A 20,395-nucleotide genomic window follows, 5' to 3' on the forward strand; every position below is an offset into this window, starting at 1 on the left:
AGCTTTAATGAAAATTCGAAGAATGTTAAAAATGCGCCTTATTTTTTTGTGAAATACAAAAAGCCACTTTATCCAAGTGGCTGATTCGTCATCCTCGTGATGCTTAGTCTATCTCCCTTTGTTTACCATGGGAAGCTAGAATAATACGCTTTAATTCTAATAGTTCATCTTCAATACGATGTAAATGGCTCTGCATATCGTCAATTTCTTGCTCCGATTTATAATTGATTGCAAAGTCGATAATGGACTCATGTTTGTCCTTTGCCGCTTGTCTGTTTTGGCTCATCATAATAACTGGGGCTTGAAATGCCGCTATAAAAGATAAGCAGAGATTTAATAAAATAAATGGCGGGGAATCAAAATGGGATGTGAAAGGAAGCGAGTTCCATACAATCCAAATTGCTAGGAACACTGCAAAATAAGTTATGAACTTCCAGCTGCCTCCGAAAGACGCTATTCGATCCGCTAGCCGATCTGACCACGATGTTTTTCGCAAGTATTCTTCATCAAGGTGGGAAAGAATATTGCTTTCGTAATTATCGACGAGCCGGTCAATCCTTCTGGCGTCATCTCGATTAATTTCAATGTCAAAACCTTGGATTTTTTTAGCGTCATTTTGAATTTCTTGTTTTTTGAAATAAAAGTTTTTACCCATCGGTCTTCCTCCTCATGTGAGGAAGTCAGGAAACCCGTAATGCATTTCGTTTTTAGGTTGATAACTTTTTTATAAGCAACCAAACCTCCAAATGACAGTTAGTGATCATGACTTCCTCGTTTCGTATTTCCGGTTCCGGCTCACTAGAACTTCGACTACCCATAAAAAAGTTTTCAACTCCTTTTTTTACCTTATTGTTATTGCCTTACTCATCATACTCTAATCGTCATATTTTGTACACGACAAATTAACCCCTGCTATTCACCATTTTTTATCAGTTTAAACCATCTTGATTCCGAAATAAGCGAGCATAGCCTCGTTGTACGCTTCCTTCGTTTGCGGGGTAAATGACCGGACACCTTCGCTTGTAAATATCCGAAACTCGTCGCCGGCAACGGTGTTGCGCCCATCTTTGTTACGGATAGCAACCATGGCATCTTTTGTGAAAATAGAGTCAGGAGCATTCTCACACCAGTAGGTAGCCATAATAAAATCCTTTGGCAATTGCGGCTCCTCGGTGAACGAGTAAAGCCAGTTCCACTGCCCCCGTCTGAACTCGCAGAGTACCCAGCCATAATAGGGATCTCGCTCTAAACGGTATGTTTCATCACCCTGATGGTGCTCAAGAGCCTCGATCAGCTGAATGGGCCGGCTTGGAACAATGCCTCCCACACCCACATCACAAAGGAAGGAAGCTTCCCCCGCCTCAACTTTTAAAACATGATGCCGCCTTTTGGGTGGAGGGCTGGGTTCATCTCGCCAAAAGCGGGCCATGAAGTTGGTAACCGTGTATCCGAGCTCTCTTAGCAGCCAGCCGAAAAGGGCATTCAGCTCAAAACAGTAACCGCCGCGTCCGCGAATGACAATCTTCTCAAATAAATCTGCGATTTCCAGCGATAGAGGCTTACGTTGCAAGATATCCAGATTTTCATAAGGCACACGATGGAGATGGCATGCCTGCAAGTTGGCAAGTGTTGCCGCGCTTCTATCCAGGGCATCCTCAAAACCAATACGATCCAGATAGGCACGCACTTCAGGCTTAACTTCGCTGCGGTCAACATTCATCCCGGTATCAACTCCTCCAATTATATCGATATGTAATTATATTCTTGCATCATTTGCTTTTTACCTCTCCCATTTGATCTTTCATTCCATAATTTACTCGTATTCTCGTTCTTCCCAGTTCTGCTAGAATAAAGAAGCTGAAAGAAGAAGCTCTTGCGGGTGCATACGAAGAAAATTTTCTAACGAAAACTCTTAGGAGGTAACGAATGAAAAAAGTTATTCTTACATCAGTAATCGCGGCGAGCTGTTTATTTAGCGGAATCACATATGCCGCACCATCCAATAGTTACATAGCTACGGATAGCGATACGTTCTGGACCATTTCCCAAAAATTCAACGTCAATCTTTCCGCTCTTATCGCAGCCAATCCGCAAGTGAATCCGAATAATATTTACAAAGGTGTCGTTATTCAACTTCCTGGTACTGCTTCACAAAAACAAAGCTGGGAAGCAAAAGCAGATGCCATTATTGCAACCGGCATGAAGCAGTTGGGAACGCCTTATGTTTTTGGCGGGAATACGCCTGGCGTTGCGTTTGACTGCTCAGGATTTGTGCAATACGCCTTCAATCAAAACGGTTTCGATCTTCTTCACTCAGCAGCATTAATGAGCCAGCTCGGAACGCCGGTAAGTAAAAATGAGCTTCGAAAAGGCGATCTTGTCTTCTTGCAAGGAACTTATACGAGCGGTGTCTCTCACGTAGCCATATATCTTGGTGATAATAAAATTCTGCAAGCGGGTACCCTTGGAACTAGAGAAGTGAAAGTAAGCACATTGTTTGGAACGCCTTACTATGATGCGCACTATTGGGGCGCTCGTCGTATTATTAATTAATAGAATTAGAGCATAATGCTGTCATGTTTTAACGACAGGGTTATGCTCTTTTTTTGTGCTCAAATTTGACGGTATCGTAAAAAATTGCGACAATAAAAAACACTTACAAATGGTTGATTGGAGAAATAATGAATAGAAATTGGATGTATGTTTTTGTTGCCGGATTGCTGGAGGTCGTATGGGTGATGGGCTTAAAACATTCGACCACCTGGTGGATGTGGCTTGGAACTGCTGCGATGATATTTTTAAGTTTCACGGTATTCATTCGATCCTTACATGCACTGCCTGTGAGCACGGTTTATGCTGTATTCACAGGGCTTGGGACCGTTGGCACCGTAATCGTAGAAATGCTTTTTTTTAACGAACCGTTTCGTTGGTTGAAAGTCATTTTAATCTTGCTGTTATTAGCAGGTGTAATTGGATTGAAAACCATAACAGAAGAACCCGATAAGACAGGAGGTAAAGCGTAATGGCTTGGTTGCTTCTAGTTTTAGCCGGCTCTTTTGAAGTGGTGGGTGTCGTAAGTATGAATCGATTCAAAAAGAAAAGAAACTGGCGCGATATCGTGATCATGGGCTTGGCCATGATTTTAAGCTTTACCTGCCTTTCTATCGCGATGCAATCCATCTCCATGGGGACCGCTTACGCCATCTGGACGGGAATCGGTACCGTCGGCGGGACGATGGTCGGCATGTTGGTGTATGGCGAATCCAAAGAATGGCGCCGGATCTTTTATATCAGTTTGATTATCTCAACGGTCATCGGTTTGAAGCTGATCTCGTAGTTAGCTATGGCGGGTCAGCCTACCGTTTGTTCCTCAGCAGGCTGACCCTTCATTCAGATAATTTTGCGTACATGAAAGTTATCTTCGAGCAATGCCCAATTTTGCGGAAACGGATAACCCAGTACCCAATAACTAACCCCTCTAAGGTTGTATTCCTTAATCAGATCAAATTTGGCCTGTGCGCTTCTCGCATCCTCAAACCAGACTTCGTGCGTACGTCCTTGATCATCTGAATAACGATAGGTCGGCGTTTGGGACTTCTGGTCGTATTTGATCTCCGCCCCATGCTGAACAGCCCGACGTACAGCTTCTTGCATATCAAACGTCTCTGCTTGCTGTCCTTTCACATGCGGAATTAGCCAGTCACGCGCATATAACTGAAAGCCCATAAATATTTTATGTCTCGGGATAACCGTGACTGCATAGTCGAGGACGCGTCGTATTTCATTGATAGGCGATATGGCCTGAGGAGGACCGAACCGGTATCCCCATTCGTACGTCATGAGCACGACAAAGTCGACAATTTCACCATGGGCGGCGTAATCGTGGGCTTCGTAGAGCAGACCCTTCTGTTCTGCGCTAGTTTTGGGGGCAAGGGCGGAGGATACGAAAAAGCCTTTCTCATGCAGCCTTCGGACAGCAAGTCGAAGAAATTGATTATAGGACTCGCGGTCGGCCGGAAACACATTCTCGAAATCGACATTCAAGCCGCGATATCCTTTGTTTTCCATGATGGCCAAGATGTTGGTCACCAGCGTATTTTGCAATTCGGGACTGGATAAAATGGTATGAGCCAGCTTCGACCCCGCTTCCGTAGCAGAGAAGTTGGTGATCGACATGACCGGGACGACATGTTCCGCATATGCGGCTGCAATGATCGGTTGATCATCAACAGGCGACAGGCTCCCATCGTCCTTCATCCGATACCCGAAAGGACATAAATAGGTTAGATGCACCCCGTCCTTCCGGACTTGCCTGGCAGCTGCCTCGCCGAATACGTTTGTATACCCATTGACATCAATGGTCATTTTGGGTTTCTCGGGGATTACCAGATTTTGACCCGGATAAATTTGTCCTGGATCGGCAATCCCATTGGCTTGTGAAATCGCCTGTACCGTAACGCCGTAATGGTGCGCGATCGCCCAAAGCGACTCACCCGGCCGTACGGTATGGTAGAAGACCGGAATGACTATTACTTGACCCGGCGTAATTTGTGTGACATCCGATATGGAATTTGCTCTGGCAATTGCCTCTACGCTGACTCCGAAACGACCGGCAATCGTCCCCAGTGTTTCTCCGGAACGTACCACATATTCGGGATAAGGCTGCGGGATAAGCAACGCTTGACCGATGACTAAACGATCGGGTTCGCGGAGCTCATTGATTGCAATAATCCGATTGGCGTTCACGCCATAGCGGCTGGCAATCAGCCACAGACTTTCCCCTTTTTTCACCACATGAATTTGCACGGTTTGACCTCGCTCTCGCCGAAACTTCTATAGGTACATTATTCCGCTAATGTCTCTAACGATCTAGGCGAATACCCAATATCAAACCTCAGAGCACTCATTCTGCAAATTCAATTAAGCAACAGGGGTGCCATTAGCAACAGCAGCATCCGGTTGCAGGAGCACGACGTCCCCTTCTTCCGGCGTCCCTCCCAGTACGAGCACTTCGGATTTGAAGCCGGCAATTCGCCTGGCAGGAAAGTTGACGATGCCCACAACCTGTCTGCCCACTAAAGTTTCTGGGTCATACCTTCGCGTGATTTGTGCGGACGAGGATTTGATGCCTAGACTGCCAAAATCAATCTCAAGCTTAATAGCCGGTTTTCTCGCCTCGGGAAAAGGTTCCGCTTTAATAATGGTGCCGATACGCAAATCTAATGCTGCAAAATCTTCAAAAGTCGCCATAAATTCTCCTAAATAAATGATTTTTACCATATTGTAACACCATTGGTTGTTGAACTAAAATTGATCGTAGTAGATGAGCAAAATGAAAGAAGGTGTTCTGTAGCATGAATCACGAACAATTAATTGATCTGGGCCTTAGTTATTTGGGGACTAGCCTGCGCTATCCATTCGACCCTGATCTGCCGGTACTTTTTGTTCAGGAAAAAATGTTTGCCTTACTGGGCAAGCAGCAGGGTGTGGAGAGCATCAACCTGAAAACGTCTCCGGATGAGGCCTGGCTGCAACGCGAAACGTATCCCGGATCCGTCATTCCCGGATACCACATGAACAAACAGCATTGGAACACCGTAATACTCAACGGTACTGTGCCGGACGACGTCATCAGTACGATGGTAAGAGAGTCTTATCGGCTTGTTGTCGCTAAATTACCCAAGGCTGACAGAGATTGGCATATTCCATTTTCTTCCTAAGTTTCACTTTTCGGGGATACAAGGGCAAAATATAGCACCGCATTCAATACATTTGAAAATTAACTTGGTTCTGGTAGACTATCTGTATGACAAAAGAAAATATATAGCATACAAGAACATGCGTTTTACAACGTCAATTTTCACATCGTTTGGTCGGATAAGTATCGCCGATCTGTTCTTTCAACAGAAATTGAAAACTACCTTAAAGAATCGTTCCAATAAATTGCTCAAGATAAAGAATTTGAAGTGGTCATGATGGAGATTGGTGAAAAAGACCATATTCAAATAGCTCCTTCCTATATTGTCAAAATGTTAAAGGGTATCTCTGCAAGAGAGATTATGGGATGGACACCTCTGGAACAGCAGCTTTTTCATTGAAACTGGACAAGACATAAAGAAATACATCGAAAACCAAAAAGAAAGGAGACGGCTAATGCAGCGAACCTATAAATTCCGTCTGTACCCAACCAAAGAAGAGCAACAGAATATTCATTTTGCATTGGAACGTTGCCGTCTCCTCTATAATCGCTTGCTCGCAGAGCGAATCGTTGCCTATAAACAAACGGGACTGAGCTTAACATACTACGAACAAAAAGCAACGTTGCCAGTGAGAAAACGGTACATTCCTGAACTCAAAAACGTCCATTCTCAAGTCCTTCAAAATGTTGTGGAACGACTGGATAAAGCGTATCAAGCCTATTTCCGTCGCATCAAAAACGGCGAGAAAGCGGGATTTCCGAGATTCAAGCCTGAAAGTCAGTACAACTCCCTTACCTACCCGCAAAGCGGGTTTTCCATAGAAGGAAAGCAACTTAAGCTTTCCAAGATCGGAGATGTGCATATTAGACTTCACCGGCAGCCGCAAGGAACCATCAAGACGTGTACAATTATGGTCAGGAATGGTAAATATTATGCTTGTTTTTCTTGTGAGGTCGAGAGTCAGCACCTTCCAGCGTCAGAAAAACAGATTGGTATTGACCTGGGCGTGTCTCATCTTGCTGTAACATCCGACGGTGATCGGATCGTGTCGCCAAAATTTCTTCGTAAAAGCGAAGAAAAGCTGAAACGAAAGCAGCGTGCGGTTTCGAAGAAAAAGCGCGGTTCAAACCGTCGCAGTAAAGCTGTACGCGACCTAGCAAGACTGCATGAAAAAGTAGCCAATCAACGTAAGGATTATGCTCATAAAGAATCCCGAAAACTGATAAATAAATATGGATTCATCGCTTTCGAGGACTTGAACATACAAGGGATGATCAAGAACCGTAACCTGTGGGCAAGTGCATCTAGCCAGGGCTTGGATTACAATCAATCTTTACGTCTCACCAAAAGCATTGCAGATAGTGGGTGGAATCAACTTGTTCAATTCGTGGCGTACAAGGCTGAAAGTGCCGGGCGTCAAATTGTGCAAGTGAATCCATCGGGCACATCACAACGATGCTCAAACTGCGGTGAAATCGTCAAAAAATCACTCGCTGTTCGTATCCATCAGTGTCCTTGTGGATATGTAGCAGATCGCGATGAAAATGCTGCCATTAACATTTTGAAACTAGCCTTGAAAAACGTATCGTAGCCAGACCAATCAAATCAGGCTAGGAACTAGCCTTCAAGGAGAGACGAGGTTACGAGTCTCGATGATCTGAGAAGCTCTCCAGTTCATTGGAGAGAGGTTCACTGTAGAATAGAGGCAATAAAGGACGTTTACAAGAAATGTACCATGAATTAGGAGATGTAGAAATGTCAAACGATGAAATTATTTTAACCCCAGAAGGATTGGCGAAATTAGAGCAGGAACTTGAAGAATTAAAAGGGGTTAAACGCAGAGAATTAGCCAGCCGCATTAAAACCGCGATCAGCTATGGAGATTTGAAAGAGAACAGCGAATATCACTCGGCCAAGGAAGAGCAGGGCTTCATGGAAACGAGAATTTTATCCATCGAAAGAATGTTAAAAAAGGCCCGTGTCGTTCAAAACACGGATACGTCAACCGTTCATGTCGGTTCAACCATCATCCTTAACGATATCGAATTCGCCGAGAAGATCGAATATCGACTCGTGGGTCCTTCCGAAGCCGATGCATCGGAAAATAAAATCTCTTACGAAAGCCCGATGGGCAGCGCGTTGCTCGGTAAGTCCGTGGGCGATATCATCCATGTAGATGCACCGATGGGAATCATCAAATTCGAGCTGCTTGAAATTAAATAACTGCATCATTCCGTTAAAAACATAAAGAGGCATACTGCGATCTGGCAGTATGCCTCTCCTTCTATGCTTGTTCAGCTGCATCTACCGTATGCTTCAACAACATCGCGATCGTTACCGGACCGACACCGGCCGGAACGGGCGTAATGGCGGATGCTTGCATAAGGCATGCTTCGTAATCGACATCACCTACGTTTCCCGGATTATACCCGGCATCCATGACGACTGCTCTCTTCTTAATCCAATCTCCTTGTATAAACTTAGGCTTGCCGACAGCAGCGACAACGATATCTCCTAAGCGTACAATTTGATCCAAATTCTTCGTTTTGGAATGACATGTTGTCACGGTTGCGTTGCGATTGAGCAGCATAAGGGAAACAGGTTTGCCCAATATGGGACTGCGGCCAACCACAACGGCATGCTTGCCTTCAATGGGAATCCGGTAATAGTCCAGGATGGCCAAGATTGCAGCCGGCGTACAGGAAGGATAAGCGGCTAAACCGAAGGCATTTTGAGCAAAACCTAATGTAGTTACGCCGTCCACATCTTTTTTAAGATCAATGGCTTCAAAAGCAGCTCTTTCATCGATGTGCCCAGGTACGGGGTGCTGAAGCAGGATGCCATGAACTTGGGAATCCTCGTTCAACTGACGAATCACCTCGATCAATTCAGCGGTCGTTGTTTGCGCTTCTAAATATACGCGCTTAGAATCAATACCAAGGCGTTGGCACGCATTTCCTTTCATACGCACATAAGTTGCCGATGAGGGGTCATCCCCCACTAATATGGTGGCAAGGCACGGTTTGATCCCCTTTTCAGCTAGAGCCTCAATCCGAACTTTTAATTTCAATTGAATGTCATCCGCCACACGTCGGCCATCCAAGATGAACGGGTTTGTCATTGTCTCATCATCCTTTCTGTTATGAAAACATAAAGAGGCAAGGGGATATTCCCCTTACCTCTGCCCAGGCGTACGGCCGTTATCTCTATATGCTCCCCCATGGTTGCCCATGCTCCGCCAGTCACATATAGACAATCTGTTATATTTATAGTAGCAGTAATGGCGAAGAGTATCAATGGGTCGTTCATCTCCGCCAACCGTTCCGCCGCTACAAGGTCTGTCCGCTATCCACGGTAATGACCTGACCTGTTATCGCTTCTTGTTCCAGCACTGAGCAAATGAATTGGGCGATATCTTCGGGCGTTGCAATGCGCTGCAGCGGCAAATTAGGGCTTAATCGTTGCATCTGCTCCTCCCGGCCTGACCACCATCTTGTCGCGACGGCTCCCGGCGCCACACTGCACACTCTGATTTCCGGCGCCAGTGCGCGTGATAGCGATTTGGTAAGTCCATGCACCGCAGCTTTAGATACGGCGTAAGGCAGTGAGGAGCCCACTCCGGTTATTCCCGCTATGCTGCCGACGTTCACAATGGCACCTTGCTTACTTTTCTTCATCCAGGGAGCAACGGCTCGCGCGCAGTTAAACATCCCTTTGACATTCACTGCGTACAGCTCATCCCATACGTCTTCCGTCGCGGCCTCCAGGTCGTCCAAAGGGATGTGGCGGGTGATGCTGGCATTATTAACGAGCAGATCGACTGTCCCAAATTGCTGAACAATGAGCTCGACCATGTTTCTTACTTCCTGGTCTTTCGAAACATCGGCTTGAATCGCGATCGCGCGCCCGCCTTCGCTTCGGATTATTTGTACAGTTTCATCCGCGTCAGAAGCGGACCGTGAGTAGTTGACTGCGACGATAGCTCCGCGTTTCGCTAGAAGCAGGCTGGTCGCCCTGCCGATTCCCGTACCGCCGCCAGTAACGAGAGCTACTTTATTGGTCATATCCATGATGGATCACTCCTTGTCTGTGTATGGTTCAATGTTAGTTTATATCGCGGCTATCCTTTTGTATAATTGAATTAATTAAACATCGAATTCAATATTATTGATCTTGATACCAGAGGTGACCCAGGATGGATCTTAAAACATTGAAAACCTTTCAACTGATCGTGATTCACGGAAGTTTTAACCGTGCAGCCGAAGCCATGAACTATGCCCAGTCCACCGTCACGATGCAAATACAGAAACTGGAGGCCGATCTTGGCGTTCAATTGATCGAGCGGGGGAAAAAAATCCGCTTAACCGAAGCGGGCAGGCTGTTTCACGAACAATGCGTGCAAATTGTAAAAGATCTGGAACAATTGCAAACGAGTATGTCGGATCTGCAGTCGGGCGAAACGGGGCACATCCGGTTAGGTGTCACCGAGCCCACCGCCAGCTATCGATTGCCAGGCATATTACAAAAATTTCTGGCTCAATTTCCCAAAATACGTATCTCCGTAGATATTGCGAGTACGCCAACATTGAGCGAACGACTGCTCCGCGGAGAACTCGATCTTGCGCTTTGTTCGGCGCCGGATCTTGCATCCGATCTTTATTTTGAGCCGCTCTTTATCGAAACGTTCGTGCTGTTGATGCCGGAGAAGCATCCGCTTGCCCAAAAGGATGCCATCCGGCCGGAGGATCTCCGGGGTCATCGATTGCTCATCACATCGGCCAACTGCCCGTACCGCAAAAAACTTGAAATTATTTTGCAGGAATCAGGCAGAGCTCCGTTAGACTCTATGGAGATCGGCAGCATGATGGCTTTGAAATATTATGTCGAGAGCGGGTTAGGCATCGCACTCGTGCCGAAGATTAGTTTGAATCCCGCTCCTTCAGGAACTACAACACGCATATTGCAAAGTAACAGCATCGACATGGCTTGCGGTATCCTATATAAAGCTGCAGAACACCCCTTGAAGTTGGCCTGCGCAAACCTATTTCAATTCATCAAACAAGAACTTCTTTAACAATCAGAATGGCAAGGGAGCTCAATTTCTACAGTGGTTCCCTGATTGATTTTACTGCGTATGGACAATTTGCCGTTATGAGCTTTCACAATTTGTTGACAAACCATTAAGCCTAGGCCTGTCCCTTTTTCCTTCATCGAAAAAAACGGTTCTCCAAGCTTTGCCAGATAATCCTCCGGAATGCCGATTCCATGATCTTCGATACAGATCAATGCCGTCTCTTCATCTAGTTGCCTTAACGAGATTTGCACAATGCCGCCACTAGGCATGGACTCGATCGCATTTTTAATAATATTCATGATGACCTGCTTGATTTGATTCGGTTCGCATCGAACGGGCCGCATTTGCATCTCTACAGCCAATTTTAAATTCACGTTGAACAAGAGCGCCTGAGGTTCCATAAAATGCACGACACTCAGAACTAAAGATTGGAGTTCATGCTCCGTATAGATGACAGAATGGGGTTTGGCGATGGTCATAAATTCATTCACAATGTAATTAATCCTGTCCAGTTCATCCAGCATGATGTCAACATAATCAGTGTTTCTAGCCTTCAACATTTGTGCGAAACCTTTCAACGATGTTAAAGGATTGCGAATTTCATGGGCAATTCCCGCAGCAAGCTGGCCGACGATCGCAAGCTTCTCCGATGTCCGTACATACTCTTCCGTCTTCATGCGTTCCGTCATATCCCGAACGACGCTTTGGATTACGGGGGAACCCATCTGCCTGTGTACATAGATGGATGAGATTTCAACATCAAGAATGACGCCGTCCAGCCTTTTCATCTTATACCCTTTAAATTCAAGAAAATCGTCTGCTTGCAGCGATTGATTTAACCGGCTGATAATCGCCGCATGTTCCTCAGGCAAGAAAAAATCAAGAATATGGCGATTAATGATCTCTTGATCTGTATCCCCCTTAAAAAGTCTGCTGCCAATATCGTTGACGAATTGAATGATGCCATTACAGTGCAGGACGATCGGTTCAGGTGAAAGCTTTAACAACCGTCGGAACTGGTTTTCGCTTTCAATCAGCTTGGACTCCGCCCTTTTACGGTCCGTCACGTCCCTGAATAATAATTGCACAGATACACTGCCCTGAAATTTAACAGGAACCGCCCGGACTTCTACATCAATGGCCTCACCGTCCAACCGTATGAGTTTAATCTCGATCAGTTCGGAGGCCTTACCTTCTTGGAGCTGCGTTTGAACCTGCTTGGTTAAAGTTAAATACGCCGGATGAATAAAACGGAATACACGTTTTCCGATAAGCGCTTCGGAAGACGCAGCACCGACGAGCCTGGCCGCTGCAGCATTGGCATAGGAAATGCGGCCATTCGAATAAACGACGATCGGTTCAGGCGAGCATTCAACCAGCACCCGGTATCTCTCTTCGCTCTCTTTGAGCTCTTCTTCCGCTTTTTTCCTCGGGGTAATATCTCTTTCAATCCCTACAAATGCAACAACCTTGCCATTCTCATCCTTTAGTGTTGAAATGGTGACATTCGCAATAAAGCTGCTGCCGTCTTTGCGCATTTTCAAACTTTCTTGATTCGAGAACTGTTCTCCGGCTATGATTCGTTCATAAAGGCGGAATACATCCTCTTTGCATTCTTCAGGTGTCATTGGCAACACCTTGCCAATCACTTCTTCCCTGGTCCAACCATGCAATTCTTCAAATCCTTTATTAACCTCTATGACTTTCCCTTCCAAATCAACAACCACAATGCCGTCCGAAGTCAGATCCATGAATGAGTCCATTAATTGCTGGGCTCTCAACTGTTTGATTCGTTCAGCAGATGTTAACATTCTGTTCATTGGATTCACCATTCCGGCCATCAAATTCGAGTCATGTTAACCATTTAGACCTTAGCTGTCAAATTTCCTTTTTTTAAATAAAAAATTATTTAGGATTACGACTCCAAACTGTGCTGGGAATTTCACGCCGCAGTACCGGCGCCACTTCAGCTGCGAACCGCTCGATTTGCTCGCGCTGCTCGGCTTCGCTGAGTCCATCCACACTTATGCTAAGCACTTGATGCCCAAAGGCCTCATGGTAATTCAAGATCTTCTCAATGACACTATCCGCACTGCCAACCAGGATGGGGCCGTTTGCGATGTTATCATCGAGATCTTTGAATGGCGATTGGTTATGCTGTGCGGAGGCTGTCGCTTGAAAGGCTTTATAGTAAGGACTAAAGCGCTTGATTGCCTCCTCCTTGGTGTTCGCTAAATACAAGCTGCCCGCGCCTGCTCCGACGATTGCAGTCTTGGGATCATGGCCATAATAGGATAAGCGTTCCCGATAGTGATCGATAAGCGCTTTGTATTTAGCTTGCGGATGAAAGGTATTGGATGAGAAAATCGGTTCGCCATATCTCGCAGCCAGCTCTGTAGAAAGCGTGCTGGATGCGCTGCCATGCCATACAGGGATGGGTTGTTGAAAGGGTCTCGGCTCCGTGGTTACGTTCGTCAGAGACGGACGATACTTTCCCTGCCAAGTGACATTTTCCTCATTCCACAATCGTTTGAGCAGCGAATATCGTTCCGCAAGCGATTCCCATTGCTCCTCTTCCGAAATGCCGAAGAGCGGATAATGGCGCGGGTCATTGCCTTTGCCGATAATAAGCTCCAGTCGTCCATTGGAAAGATGATCAAGTGTGGCGTAATCTTCAGCCACGCGTACGGGATCGAGAACGCTTAAAACCGTCACCGTGGTCAGCAAGCGAATGCGTGAGGTTCTGGCGGCAATTGCCGTAAGAATGATAGGAGGGGAGGACGACAGGAAGGGGGATCCGTGGCGCTCGCCTACGCCATAGGCGTCAAACCCGAGCTCTTCGGCAAGAGTGGCCTGATTCAAAATATTCTGGAACTTCTGCTGTACAGTCAGCGTTTCTCCAGTCACGGCATTAGGAAGATTCATCACAAGGCTGAACAATGCGAATTTCATGAAAACTATCCCCTTTCGACGAATGACCTGAGCCATCGGTTTATAGGGGATCGTATCATACGCTTATGCGACCTGCAATCCAATTGTATTAAATTCCGATAGAATTTCTTTGTTATTTTGCTCTTTTCTACTGATTCATCTATTAATGAGATGGGTTTCATCTAATAATGGTTTTGTACCTCCGCATTTTTTTGACTAAACTTAGATTCTCCTATTCCATTGCAAAGAAGGAAACTACATGCCCTATCTCAGATTTAAAGGATTCAGCAAAGACTTCATCTCTTCGATTTCAAATACGATCATTCAAGAGTTTTCCCAGCTCACAGGCGTGCCGCAGCAAAAAATAAAAATAGAGCTCCTCCTCGTGGAACAAATAACGAATTCACCGCAGTCTTTGGAAATTCTCATGTTCCCAAGGGATCAGGAGCTGCATGATCGCATTGTTCAAGGGCTCTATCAACGATTATGTGAGTATGGGTTTCCGGACGTTCATATCTTTTTTATTCTGCTTTCACCGCATTTGTATTATAAAGAAGGGCAACCGTTAAAAAGCAACTTTACGGGACCCGTTCCTATTACTTAATCCTATTAGTTGATGACAAATTCAACGATAACCGGAGTTGCCGGATCAAGTACATCTCCGCCTGGAATGGTAAGCGTAGTGGTGGTAACTGTAGAAGTGCCGCCTTCTTGAATCATCGCATTAATGTAAAGATTGTAATAAGCAAATGAGCCTGGAAAAGCAGTAGCCGCCGCGCCGGCGTCATTCGTGAAGGCTGTCGCAGCTATTGCAAACGTCGCGCCGGTTCCCGTTCCCGCTCCGATCGTGGAATTAAATCTTCTGGATGTAATTAAGGGTTTAATAATTGCCATTTGGGTCCATCTCCTTTTTATTATTTATTAGTTAACAACAAATTCAACAATAATTGGTATCGCCGGGTCCAGCACGTCGCCGCCCGGGATCGTGATCGCCGTAGTGGTCATCGTGGAAGTACTGGAAACCTGAAGCACAGCATTGATATAAAGATTGTAATAGCCATATGAAGCAGGAAAAGTAGTAGCAGTTGCGCCGGTATCCGTCGTAAATGCCGTAGAAGCAATTGCAAAGGTAGCTCCAGTACCCGTTCCTGAGCCTGCTGTGGAAGAAAATCTTCTGCTATCAACAAATGGTTTGATAATTGCCATTTCTATCACCCCCTTTCTTATAGTGAATGCTAGTTTTATAGAAAGGGAAGGGCGTAATTATCAATTGTGCCAGACTATTTTATGAGACGATGGCTTCGAACTCGAGGATTTCCAATATAATCGGCGTACCCGCATAGATAATGCCGTTATTGGCATTCAAGATCAATGAATTGGAATTGAGACTATATACATTGCCTTCTTGTAAAATCCCGTTCAGGAAGAGGTTATAATAGCTATTCTGGCCAAGTCCCGAAAACAGGGTGATTGTCTGGCCATTATCGTCTGTAAATAAATTGGCTGGAATTACGATAGGAGTTAACAAATCCGAATCGGGTATATTTAGATATCGATCCACCGTTGGTACGATGGCAACGTTAGGCAGCGGTCCCGGTGGACCTGGCGGGCCTTGCGTACCCTGTAGCCCTTGCGGTCCTTGAGGTCCGGGAGGGCCTTGCGTACCCTGCAGCCCTTGCGGTCCTTGAGGTCCGGGAGGGCCTTGCGTACCCTGCAGCCCTTGCGCCCCTTGAGGTCCGGGAGGGCCTTGCGTGCCCGGTAATCCGGGCTCACCTTGTTGTCCCGGGGCTCCTTTCGACCCCTTTTTCCCCCGCTCTCCCCGAGGACCCTGAGCTCCATGAAGCCCTTGCAATCCTTGTATTCCTTGTTCTCCCTGAATTCCCGGAACCCCTTGCATACCTTGAGGTCCCTGCGGTCCCGGCACCCCTTGTCTCCCTCGTTTACCCCGAGCTCCCCGGGGGCCAGGGATTAGATAAATTACGCGTTTGCGGCTACATTTATTTCGTTTTGCAGGTTTTCGCTTCGAAATCTTACTAGCTTTTTTCTTTATTTGAGATACTACCCCTTTTCTTCTTACCCGCTTGCTGAATTTACTTCGTTTTTTTTCAATTGCTTTGCCAAGTTTCACATGCATACACCTCCTCACCTTGCATGACGGTTTTACATTAATTTTCCAGCGCCTCCTTCTACGCCTATAGTATGTTATTAACCTATTAGAGGCATGGACTTGAATCCAATAGCCTGTATGCAAGAAACTATCTTTGTGAAAATAGGCGTGCCCTTCAGTCCTTTAAAAAGAACAAAATCACCCTGCGGGTGATTGAAAATAGGTACAGTCAGCAGATTAGAGAATTTGGGTCGCTATTAGAGCGCCTGTTTGACTCAATTTCAATGGAGAAATGTTCCAAACGGGTCTAGAAAGAACAATGGTCTCAAATTTAAGAACCATGTTCGTTATATATGGACCTTTGTTCTTTAATCGATCCTTGGACGAGATTTCTCCCCCTTTTAGCGACTCTTCGGCCGCTAAAAGCGAACGTTCGTTCTTTAAAGACAAAATCAGAAAACTAAGGTGAAGTAAGCCTAACATGATTCCTGGACACACGTTGTAGCGCCTACGCATGGCGGTGGTCAAACCCCAGCGAAAACATCAGCCAAACACACATGCTTATGAGGTTCCATGCTCATTTATCCACAATCAGCATCTTGCATAATTTCCTGTACAGCCAAAAAGAGCCCAGAAACTGGACTCTTTAAAAGTGGAACCAACGAAGGCCGAATATTTCTAAATACTCTTAAGCATTCCGTTTATCTGTTTAACCCGACGAGGGTCTATCGGTCTGAGCGGATCGTTATCGATCCTCACACCTTTTCCGAAATGTACCTCTTGAACGCCAGTTTCCGCCAGAAACGCAGGTAAAGCTTCTTGCGTAAGTCCGCTTCCTGCTAAAATTTGAATAGACGATTGCTTACTCCATGCAACAAGACGTTTCATTTCTTGAACAGCGTCAAGTACATTGGACTTCCCGCCAGAGGTAAGCACACGGTCAATCTGCGGAAACCTGCTAAGCTCGCCCAGCGCTTCCTCCAGATCAGTCACTTCATCGAAGGCTCGATGGAAAGTAACGGAAAAACCGACACATGCTTCCAGCAACCTACTCACCGCTTCGATATCCACGCGATTCTCGGTTGTTAGTGCACCCAGAACGACGCCGGCAGCTCCAAGCTCTCTAGCAATCCGTATATCTGCGACCATGGCGGCAATATCGTCCTGATCATAGCAAAAAGAATAGCTGTGCGGGCGAATCATCACTTGTACTGGAAGTTTGGTAGCCTGAACAGCAGCTTCAATCAAACCATAGCTAGGCGTCAGTCCGCCTTCCAGTATCCCTGTAATCAATTCGATCCGATCAGCGCCGTTTTCCTCGGCAGTTATAACATCCCGAACGCTTGTAGCAATCACTTCAAGCAGCACAGTTTTCACCTACCCTTTCACGGCTCCTTGGGTTAATCCGGCAACGATATATTTTTGCACGAAAGCAAACATGATGACGACCGGAATTAACGAGATTATGCCCGCCGCACTCATCTGCCCCCAGTTGATATCGAATTTTTGAACAAAACTGCTTAAACCGACCGGAACGGTTTTGGCTGATTCGCTATTCGTGAACATGACTCCGAAAAACAAATCGTTCCAGGCCCCGATAAAAGCAAAAACAAAAGTCGCCACAATGCCCGGCTGCATAATTGGCAAAATAACTCTGACCATCGTTTGAAATTTGTTGCATCCGTCAATCATCGCTGCTTCTTCCAAAGAAACGGGGATACGCTGAAAGAAGCTGGACATCGTGATTAAGCAAAAAGGAATATTCATAGCCGTATACGCAATGATCAGCGACGGCAGCTTGTTTAAGAGATGAATTTGGCTGAATGTGATAAATAATGGCACCAGGATCACCATGACCGGAACCATTTGCGTAGCCAAAAATGAAAGAAGAACCAGCTTTTTGCCTTTAAATTGATACCTGGCCAAGCTGTAACCACCCAAAATGGAGGCAAGCAAAACTAGGGCCGAGCTGCTTATGCTGACAGCAAAACTATTCAATAAGTATTGGGGAAAGTTGGTATTCTGCAACGTGTCTGTATAATTCGACCATGTCAATTCCTTGGGCCATAGTCTCAAATGGCCGCTATAGATTTCTTGCCTTGTTTTCAATGAAGTCACAAACATCCAATAGAAGGGAAGCAGCGTACCCAGCGGAAAAAGCACCAGTGCCACCCATCTAACCAGTTCAGGGGCAACCTTTCGTCCAAAGGAAGTCATTAGAAATCACCTGCATCGTCGTATTTGGTTGCTCGGAGAAAAAGTAACGTGTAAATGACCAAAATGATCAGCATGAGAACGCCCAGAGCAGACGCTTGACCGAAGTCAGTCGTATAAGAAATCTGGTTGAAAATATACGATGAAAGGTTATGCGATGTGTTCGCAGGCCCCCCGTTTGTCATGATATAGATGAGATCCGCCGAATTGAACACCCAAATGACCCGGAGCAAAACGGTTAGAATAATGGTTGGCTTAATATAAGGAATGGTCACGGCAAATAGTTTCGTCAAGCGGTTCGCCCCGTCGATATCAGCGGATTCATAGATATCCTTCGGCACCGACTGCAGTGCGGCGAGCAGCATGATCCCGAAAAAGGGCACGCCGTACCAAACCATTGCGATGATAATAGGAAATATCGAAAGATTAGGAATCGCCAGAAAGGATATCCCCTTATCGATCACTCCCAATTGAATTAACAAATAATTGATCAGTCCGTTTTGCTCGTTAAACATCCACTTAAAGATCATCCCGATCAAAAAAGCAGACACCGCCCACGGCAGAAATACGATGGATTGATAGATGTTTTTGCCTTTAAATCTCGTATTCAAAGCTAGCGCAAGAATAAAACCTAGCAAGAATTGCAATCCGACCGTTAATACAACCCATATGAGTGAATTCCATAAAATCCGCAGTAAATTGTTATCCGAAAGCAAGGCTATGAAATTGTCCAAACCTGAAAAATGGATATCGTTCGGCTCGAACAAAATATAATGCATGAAGGCAAGCTTAAATCCTTGCAAGAGCGGATATGCGAAGAATGCTAAAAGGATAATAATTGCAGGCGCAATGAGCAAATAAGGTTCCCATTGTTTCAATCTCATTTTCAAAGCTGCTTCACCGCCTTTTCGCTTGAGGAAAGAATAGCCGGAACTTAAGCCGCAGTTCCAGCTATCCCATTGATTTGATATTACTTATTATTTTTCAAGTAATCCTGCTGCTCCTTAGTCAGGAAATCCGCCAAATGTTTGATCGTATCCTCAAGGGACTGCGCTTTGGTCAAATATTTTTGCGTTTCTTGTACCGCAAATGTACCCGAGAATTGGCCCAGCTTCGTCAAATGGCTCGGAGGTCCGGCAAATACGATGTTCGAATCCGCCATCGCTGCCGCATACCCCGCAATCGGACCTTTATTGAAGAACGGATCTTTCAAATTGTCCTTATAGATAGGGATTGTCGAATTCTTAATCCCGTATTGCAGATTGATCTCCGGCGAACTCAGGAACTGAATGAACTTCCAGGCAGCGTCTTTATGTTCCGAGTTGGACGCCATCGCATAAGCAGCTGTATATCCCCAGAAAATATAACGTTTGCCGTCATCCGATTTCGGCATCGGCACGACCGTCCATGTGCCTTCCTTCATGTTCTTCTGTGCGGTGACGATGACTTCAGGCGTTTGATTCAGAATGGCGGTCTGACCGTTCAAGAAGCCTTGCACCATTTCATTGAATCCCCAGTTCAGCGATTCTTTCGGAGAATTTCCATTTAAATAGATATCATAGAATTTCTTGAAAGCCGCTTGCGCTTCCGGTTTGTATAAGATGGATTTTCCATCCTTGTCAAACCAGCTGTCGCTGTGCGTAGCCGCCATGACGTATTCCATCGCCCGAAGAATACCGTTCGCACCGCCACGGAACGAAATACCGTATCTGCCGTTGGAAGCGTCCGTCAACTGCTGGGATAATTTGAAATAATCGTCCCAAGTCTCGATTTTCTCAGGTAAGTTTTTCTCTTTAAACCAATCGTTTCTGATAAATAAACCTTGCAATAAGAATCCGTCAGGTATTGCATATACCTTGCCCTGATATTTATTTCTTGCTTGCTTAACCGCTTCGGTCAAATTATTTAGCTGATCCCATTTGTCATAATAAGGCTGCAAATTTTCGATATAACCGGCAGAAGCCATGGCCACTAAGGAAGTATCGTCAATGCTGAGGACGTCAGGAAGCTGCTTGGCAGCGCCGAGCGCCATCCATTTCTTATTCGCTTCATCCCAAGGCACAGAGGTGTACTCGACTTCAATGTTCGGGTTTTTCGCTTGGAATTGTTTGATGAAATCTTGCATCAGTGCTGTTCGTTCCGGACTAGGAAGCGGATCCAGGTAAGAAATTTTCACTTTTTTTTCTGTGCTTTGACCTGTATTGCCCGCAGGCTGACTGGAGCAGCCGACAAGTCCGGCCGTCAGCATAAGAACCATGCACATCACCAGGACTAACATTCTTTTTTTCAAAATAACCCCTCCCGTTTTGTAAATAAATTTTATATGCAACTTGTCGAAGCTTTCGCTGGATTTACTTTGACAAATTTCAT

The 20,395-nt window shown here is 45.7% G+C and carries 24 protein-coding genes and 1 riboswitch; of the genes, 9 read left to right on the plus strand and 15 right to left on the minus strand.

The window, feature by feature from the left end; all coding sequences use genetic code 11:
* Positions 1-103 precede the first annotated feature (103 nt).
* Positions 104-655, minus strand: coding sequence for a DUF1003 domain-containing protein (locus ACFQZT_RS11370; RefSeq protein ID WP_379299734.1), 552 nt, complete (start codon positions 653-655; stop codon positions 104-106).
* Between the two features lie 279 nt (positions 656-934).
* Positions 935-1,720, minus strand: coding sequence for an arylamine N-acetyltransferase family protein (locus ACFQZT_RS11375; RefSeq protein WP_379299736.1), 786 nt, complete (start codon positions 1,718-1,720; stop codon positions 935-937).
* Between the two features lie 206 nt (positions 1,721-1,926).
* Between ACFQZT_RS11375 and ACFQZT_RS11380 the strand changes: the two genes are divergently transcribed.
* The 3 genes from ACFQZT_RS11380 (at position 1,927) to ACFQZT_RS11390 (ending at position 3,337) form a co-directional block, all read left to right on the plus strand.
* Positions 1,927-2,553 carry a C40 family peptidase gene (locus tag ACFQZT_RS11380; RefSeq protein ID WP_379299738.1) on the plus strand — a complete coding sequence of 209 codons (627 nt, stop codon included), beginning with the start codon at positions 1,927-1,929 and terminating at the stop codon, positions 2,551-2,553.
* A gap of 128 nt (positions 2,554-2,681) precedes the next feature.
* Positions 2,682-3,023: a DMT family transporter gene (locus tag ACFQZT_RS11385; RefSeq protein WP_379299740.1), complete on the plus strand. Its 342-nt coding sequence runs from the start codon at positions 2,682-2,684 to the stop codon at positions 3,021-3,023.
* A complete protein-coding gene (locus ACFQZT_RS11390; protein ID WP_379299742.1) occupies positions 3,023-3,337 on the plus strand; it encodes a DMT family transporter in 315 nt (104 codons plus the stop codon). The genes ACFQZT_RS11385 and ACFQZT_RS11390 overlap by 1 nt, the downstream gene beginning before the upstream one ends.
* Positions 3,338-3,390: 53 nt before the next feature.
* On the opposite strand, the gene ACFQZT_RS11395 is transcribed toward ACFQZT_RS11390, so the two are convergent.
* Positions 3,391-4,806: a glycoside hydrolase family 18 protein gene (locus ACFQZT_RS11395; protein ID WP_379299744.1), complete on the minus strand. Its 1,416-nt coding sequence runs from the start codon at positions 4,804-4,806 to the stop codon at positions 3,391-3,393.
* Between the two features lie 114 nt (positions 4,807-4,920).
* On the minus strand, positions 4,921-5,250 hold the full coding sequence (csaA, locus tag ACFQZT_RS11400) for a chaperone CsaA (protein WP_379299746.1): 330 nt from the start codon (positions 5,248-5,250) through the stop codon (positions 4,921-4,923).
* 104 nt (positions 5,251-5,354) lie between these two features.
* On the opposite strand from csaA, the gene ACFQZT_RS11405 reads away from it, so the two are divergent.
* From ACFQZT_RS11405 to greA, 4 genes are all read left to right on the plus strand, one after another.
* Positions 5,355-5,720 carry an MmcQ/YjbR family DNA-binding protein gene (locus ACFQZT_RS11405; protein WP_379299748.1) on the plus strand — a complete coding sequence of 122 codons (366 nt, stop codon included), beginning with the start codon at positions 5,355-5,357 and terminating at the stop codon, positions 5,718-5,720.
* A 108-nt stretch (positions 5,721-5,828) separates the two neighbouring features.
* Entirely contained in the window at positions 5,829-5,942 is a 114-nt protein-coding gene (locus ACFQZT_RS11410; RefSeq protein ID WP_379299797.1) for a transposase, read from the plus strand.
* A 211-nt stretch (positions 5,943-6,153) separates the two neighbouring features.
* On the plus strand, positions 6,154-7,290 hold the full coding sequence (locus ACFQZT_RS11415) for an RNA-guided endonuclease InsQ/TnpB family protein (RefSeq protein ID WP_379299750.1): 1,137 nt from the start codon (positions 6,154-6,156) through the stop codon (positions 7,288-7,290).
* Between the two features lie 164 nt (positions 7,291-7,454).
* Positions 7,455-7,922: a transcription elongation factor GreA gene (greA, locus tag ACFQZT_RS11420; protein ID WP_379299752.1), complete on the plus strand. Its 468-nt coding sequence runs from the start codon at positions 7,455-7,457 to the stop codon at positions 7,920-7,922.
* Positions 7,923-7,983: 61 nt separating this feature from the next.
* Here greA and ACFQZT_RS11425 read toward each other — a convergent pair whose 3' ends face one another.
* Positions 7,984-8,820, minus strand: coding sequence for a bifunctional 5,10-methylenetetrahydrofolate dehydrogenase/5,10-methenyltetrahydrofolate cyclohydrolase (locus ACFQZT_RS11425; RefSeq protein ID WP_379299754.1), 837 nt, complete (start codon positions 8,818-8,820; stop codon positions 7,984-7,986).
* Between the two features lie 55 nt (positions 8,821-8,875).
* A riboswitch (ZMP/ZTP riboswitch) is annotated at positions 8,876-8,955 on the minus strand.
* A 73-nt stretch (positions 8,956-9,028) separates the two neighbouring features.
* Complete coding sequence (locus ACFQZT_RS11430; protein ID WP_379299756.1) at positions 9,029-9,769, minus strand: SDR family NAD(P)-dependent oxidoreductase; 741 nt, start codon at positions 9,767-9,769, stop codon at positions 9,029-9,031.
* 125 nt (positions 9,770-9,894) lie between these two features.
* On the opposite strand from ACFQZT_RS11430, the gene ACFQZT_RS11435 reads away from it, so the two are divergent.
* Positions 9,895-10,773, plus strand: a complete 879-nt coding sequence (locus ACFQZT_RS11435) for a LysR family transcriptional regulator (RefSeq protein ID WP_379299759.1) — start codon at positions 9,895-9,897, stop codon at positions 10,771-10,773.
* On the opposite strand, the gene ACFQZT_RS11440 is transcribed toward ACFQZT_RS11435, so the two are convergent.
* Positions 10,770-12,593: a PAS domain-containing protein gene (locus tag ACFQZT_RS11440; protein ID WP_379299761.1), complete on the minus strand. Its 1,824-nt coding sequence runs from the start codon at positions 12,591-12,593 to the stop codon at positions 10,770-10,772. The genes ACFQZT_RS11435 and ACFQZT_RS11440 overlap by 4 nt on opposite strands.
* Positions 12,594-12,678: 85 nt before the next feature.
* Entirely contained in the window at positions 12,679-13,725 is a 1,047-nt protein-coding gene (locus tag ACFQZT_RS11445; protein ID WP_379299763.1) for an LLM class flavin-dependent oxidoreductase, read from the minus strand.
* Positions 13,726-13,963: 238 nt separating this feature from the next.
* Here ACFQZT_RS11445 and ACFQZT_RS11450 point away from each other — a divergent pair, with 238 nt between their 5' ends.
* A complete protein-coding gene (locus ACFQZT_RS11450) occupies positions 13,964-14,308 on the plus strand; it encodes a DUF1904 family protein (protein ID WP_379299765.1) in 345 nt (114 codons plus the stop codon).
* A gap of 5 nt (positions 14,309-14,313) precedes the next feature.
* On the opposite strand, the gene ACFQZT_RS11455 is transcribed toward ACFQZT_RS11450, so the two are convergent.
* The 7 genes from ACFQZT_RS11455 to ACFQZT_RS11485 form a co-directional block, all read right to left on the minus strand.
* The gene (locus ACFQZT_RS11455; protein WP_379299767.1) at positions 14,314-14,598 is read right to left on the minus strand and encodes a DUF4183 domain-containing protein; all 285 of its coding nucleotides are present in this window, start codon (positions 14,596-14,598) and stop codon (positions 14,314-14,316) included.
* A gap of 27 nt (positions 14,599-14,625) precedes the next feature.
* Positions 14,626-14,910: a DUF4183 domain-containing protein gene (locus ACFQZT_RS11460; protein ID WP_379299769.1), complete on the minus strand. Its 285-nt coding sequence runs from the start codon at positions 14,908-14,910 to the stop codon at positions 14,626-14,628.
* 79 nt (positions 14,911-14,989) lie between these two features.
* Complete coding sequence (locus tag ACFQZT_RS11465; protein WP_379299771.1) at positions 14,990-15,628, minus strand: DUF4183 domain-containing protein; 639 nt, start codon at positions 15,626-15,628, stop codon at positions 14,990-14,992.
* Positions 15,629-16,489: 861 nt separating this feature from the next.
* Positions 16,490-17,188 carry a copper homeostasis protein CutC gene (locus ACFQZT_RS11470; RefSeq protein WP_379299773.1) on the minus strand — a complete coding sequence of 233 codons (699 nt, stop codon included), beginning with the start codon at positions 17,186-17,188 and terminating at the stop codon, positions 16,490-16,492.
* Positions 17,189-18,028 carry a carbohydrate ABC transporter permease gene (locus ACFQZT_RS11475; protein WP_379299775.1) on the minus strand — a complete coding sequence of 280 codons (840 nt, stop codon included), beginning with the start codon at positions 18,026-18,028 and terminating at the stop codon, positions 17,189-17,191. It lies immediately after the preceding gene.
* Complete coding sequence (locus ACFQZT_RS11480; RefSeq protein WP_379299799.1) at positions 18,028-18,909, minus strand: carbohydrate ABC transporter permease; 882 nt, start codon at positions 18,907-18,909, stop codon at positions 18,028-18,030. The genes ACFQZT_RS11475 and ACFQZT_RS11480 overlap by 1 nt, the downstream gene beginning before the upstream one ends.
* 86 nt (positions 18,910-18,995) lie before the next feature.
* Positions 18,996-20,315, minus strand: coding sequence for an ABC transporter substrate-binding protein (locus ACFQZT_RS11485; RefSeq protein ID WP_379299777.1), 1,320 nt, complete (start codon positions 20,313-20,315; stop codon positions 18,996-18,998).
* Positions 20,316-20,395: the final 80 nt, after the last annotated feature.

This window comes from Paenibacillus sp. GCM10027628 (assembly GCF_042676385.1).
Taxonomy (GTDB): Bacteria; Bacillota; Bacilli; order Paenibacillales; family NBRC-103111; genus Paenibacillus_E.

Excerpts from the sequence above, each read along its gene's own strand:
- ACFQZT_RS11370 (WP_379299734.1), bottom strand. The coding sequence starts at position 655 with ATGGGTAAAAACTTTTATTTCAAAAAACAAGAAATTCAAAATGACGCT.
- ACFQZT_RS11375 (WP_379299736.1), bottom strand. The coding sequence starts at position 1,720 with ATGAATGTTGACCGCAGCGAAGTTAAGCCTGAAGTGCGTGCCTATCTG.
- ACFQZT_RS11380 (WP_379299738.1), top strand. The coding sequence starts at position 1,927 with ATGAAAAAAGTTATTCTTACATCAGTAATCGCGGCGAGCTGTTTATTT.
- ACFQZT_RS11385 (WP_379299740.1), top strand. The coding sequence starts at position 2,682 with ATGAATAGAAATTGGATGTATGTTTTTGTTGCCGGATTGCTGGAGGTC.
- ACFQZT_RS11390 (WP_379299742.1), top strand. The coding sequence starts at position 3,023 with ATGGCTTGGTTGCTTCTAGTTTTAGCCGGCTCTTTTGAAGTGGTGGGT.
- csaA (WP_379299746.1), bottom strand. The coding sequence starts at position 5,250 with ATGGCGACTTTTGAAGATTTTGCAGCATTAGATTTGCGTATCGGCACC.
- ACFQZT_RS11405 (WP_379299748.1), top strand. The coding sequence starts at position 5,355 with ATGAATCACGAACAATTAATTGATCTGGGCCTTAGTTATTTGGGGACT.
- ACFQZT_RS11415 (WP_379299750.1), top strand. The coding sequence starts at position 6,154 with ATGCAGCGAACCTATAAATTCCGTCTGTACCCAACCAAAGAAGAGCAA.
- greA (WP_379299752.1), top strand. The coding sequence starts at position 7,455 with ATGTCAAACGATGAAATTATTTTAACCCCAGAAGGATTGGCGAAATTA.
- ACFQZT_RS11425 (WP_379299754.1), bottom strand. The coding sequence starts at position 8,820 with ATGACAAACCCGTTCATCTTGGATGGCCGACGTGTGGCGGATGACATT.
- ACFQZT_RS11430 (WP_379299756.1), bottom strand. The coding sequence starts at position 9,769 with ATGGATATGACCAATAAAGTAGCTCTCGTTACTGGCGGCGGTACGGGA.
- ACFQZT_RS11435 (WP_379299759.1), top strand. The coding sequence starts at position 9,895 with ATGGATCTTAAAACATTGAAAACCTTTCAACTGATCGTGATTCACGGA.
- ACFQZT_RS11440 (WP_379299761.1), bottom strand. The coding sequence starts at position 12,593 with ATGAACAGAATGTTAACATCTGCTGAACGAATCAAACAGTTGAGAGCC.
- ACFQZT_RS11445 (WP_379299763.1), bottom strand. The coding sequence starts at position 13,725 with ATGAAATTCGCATTGTTCAGCCTTGTGATGAATCTTCCTAATGCCGTG.
- ACFQZT_RS11450 (WP_379299765.1), top strand. The coding sequence starts at position 13,964 with ATGCCCTATCTCAGATTTAAAGGATTCAGCAAAGACTTCATCTCTTCG.
- ACFQZT_RS11455 (WP_379299767.1), bottom strand. The coding sequence starts at position 14,598 with ATGGCAATTATTAAACCCTTAATTACATCCAGAAGATTTAATTCCACG.
- ACFQZT_RS11460 (WP_379299769.1), bottom strand. The coding sequence starts at position 14,910 with ATGGCAATTATCAAACCATTTGTTGATAGCAGAAGATTTTCTTCCACA.
- ACFQZT_RS11475 (WP_379299775.1), bottom strand. The coding sequence starts at position 18,028 with ATGACTTCCTTTGGACGAAAGGTTGCCCCTGAACTGGTTAGATGGGTG.
- ACFQZT_RS11480 (WP_379299799.1), bottom strand. The coding sequence starts at position 18,909 with ATGAGATTGAAACAATGGGAACCTTATTTGCTCATTGCGCCTGCAATT.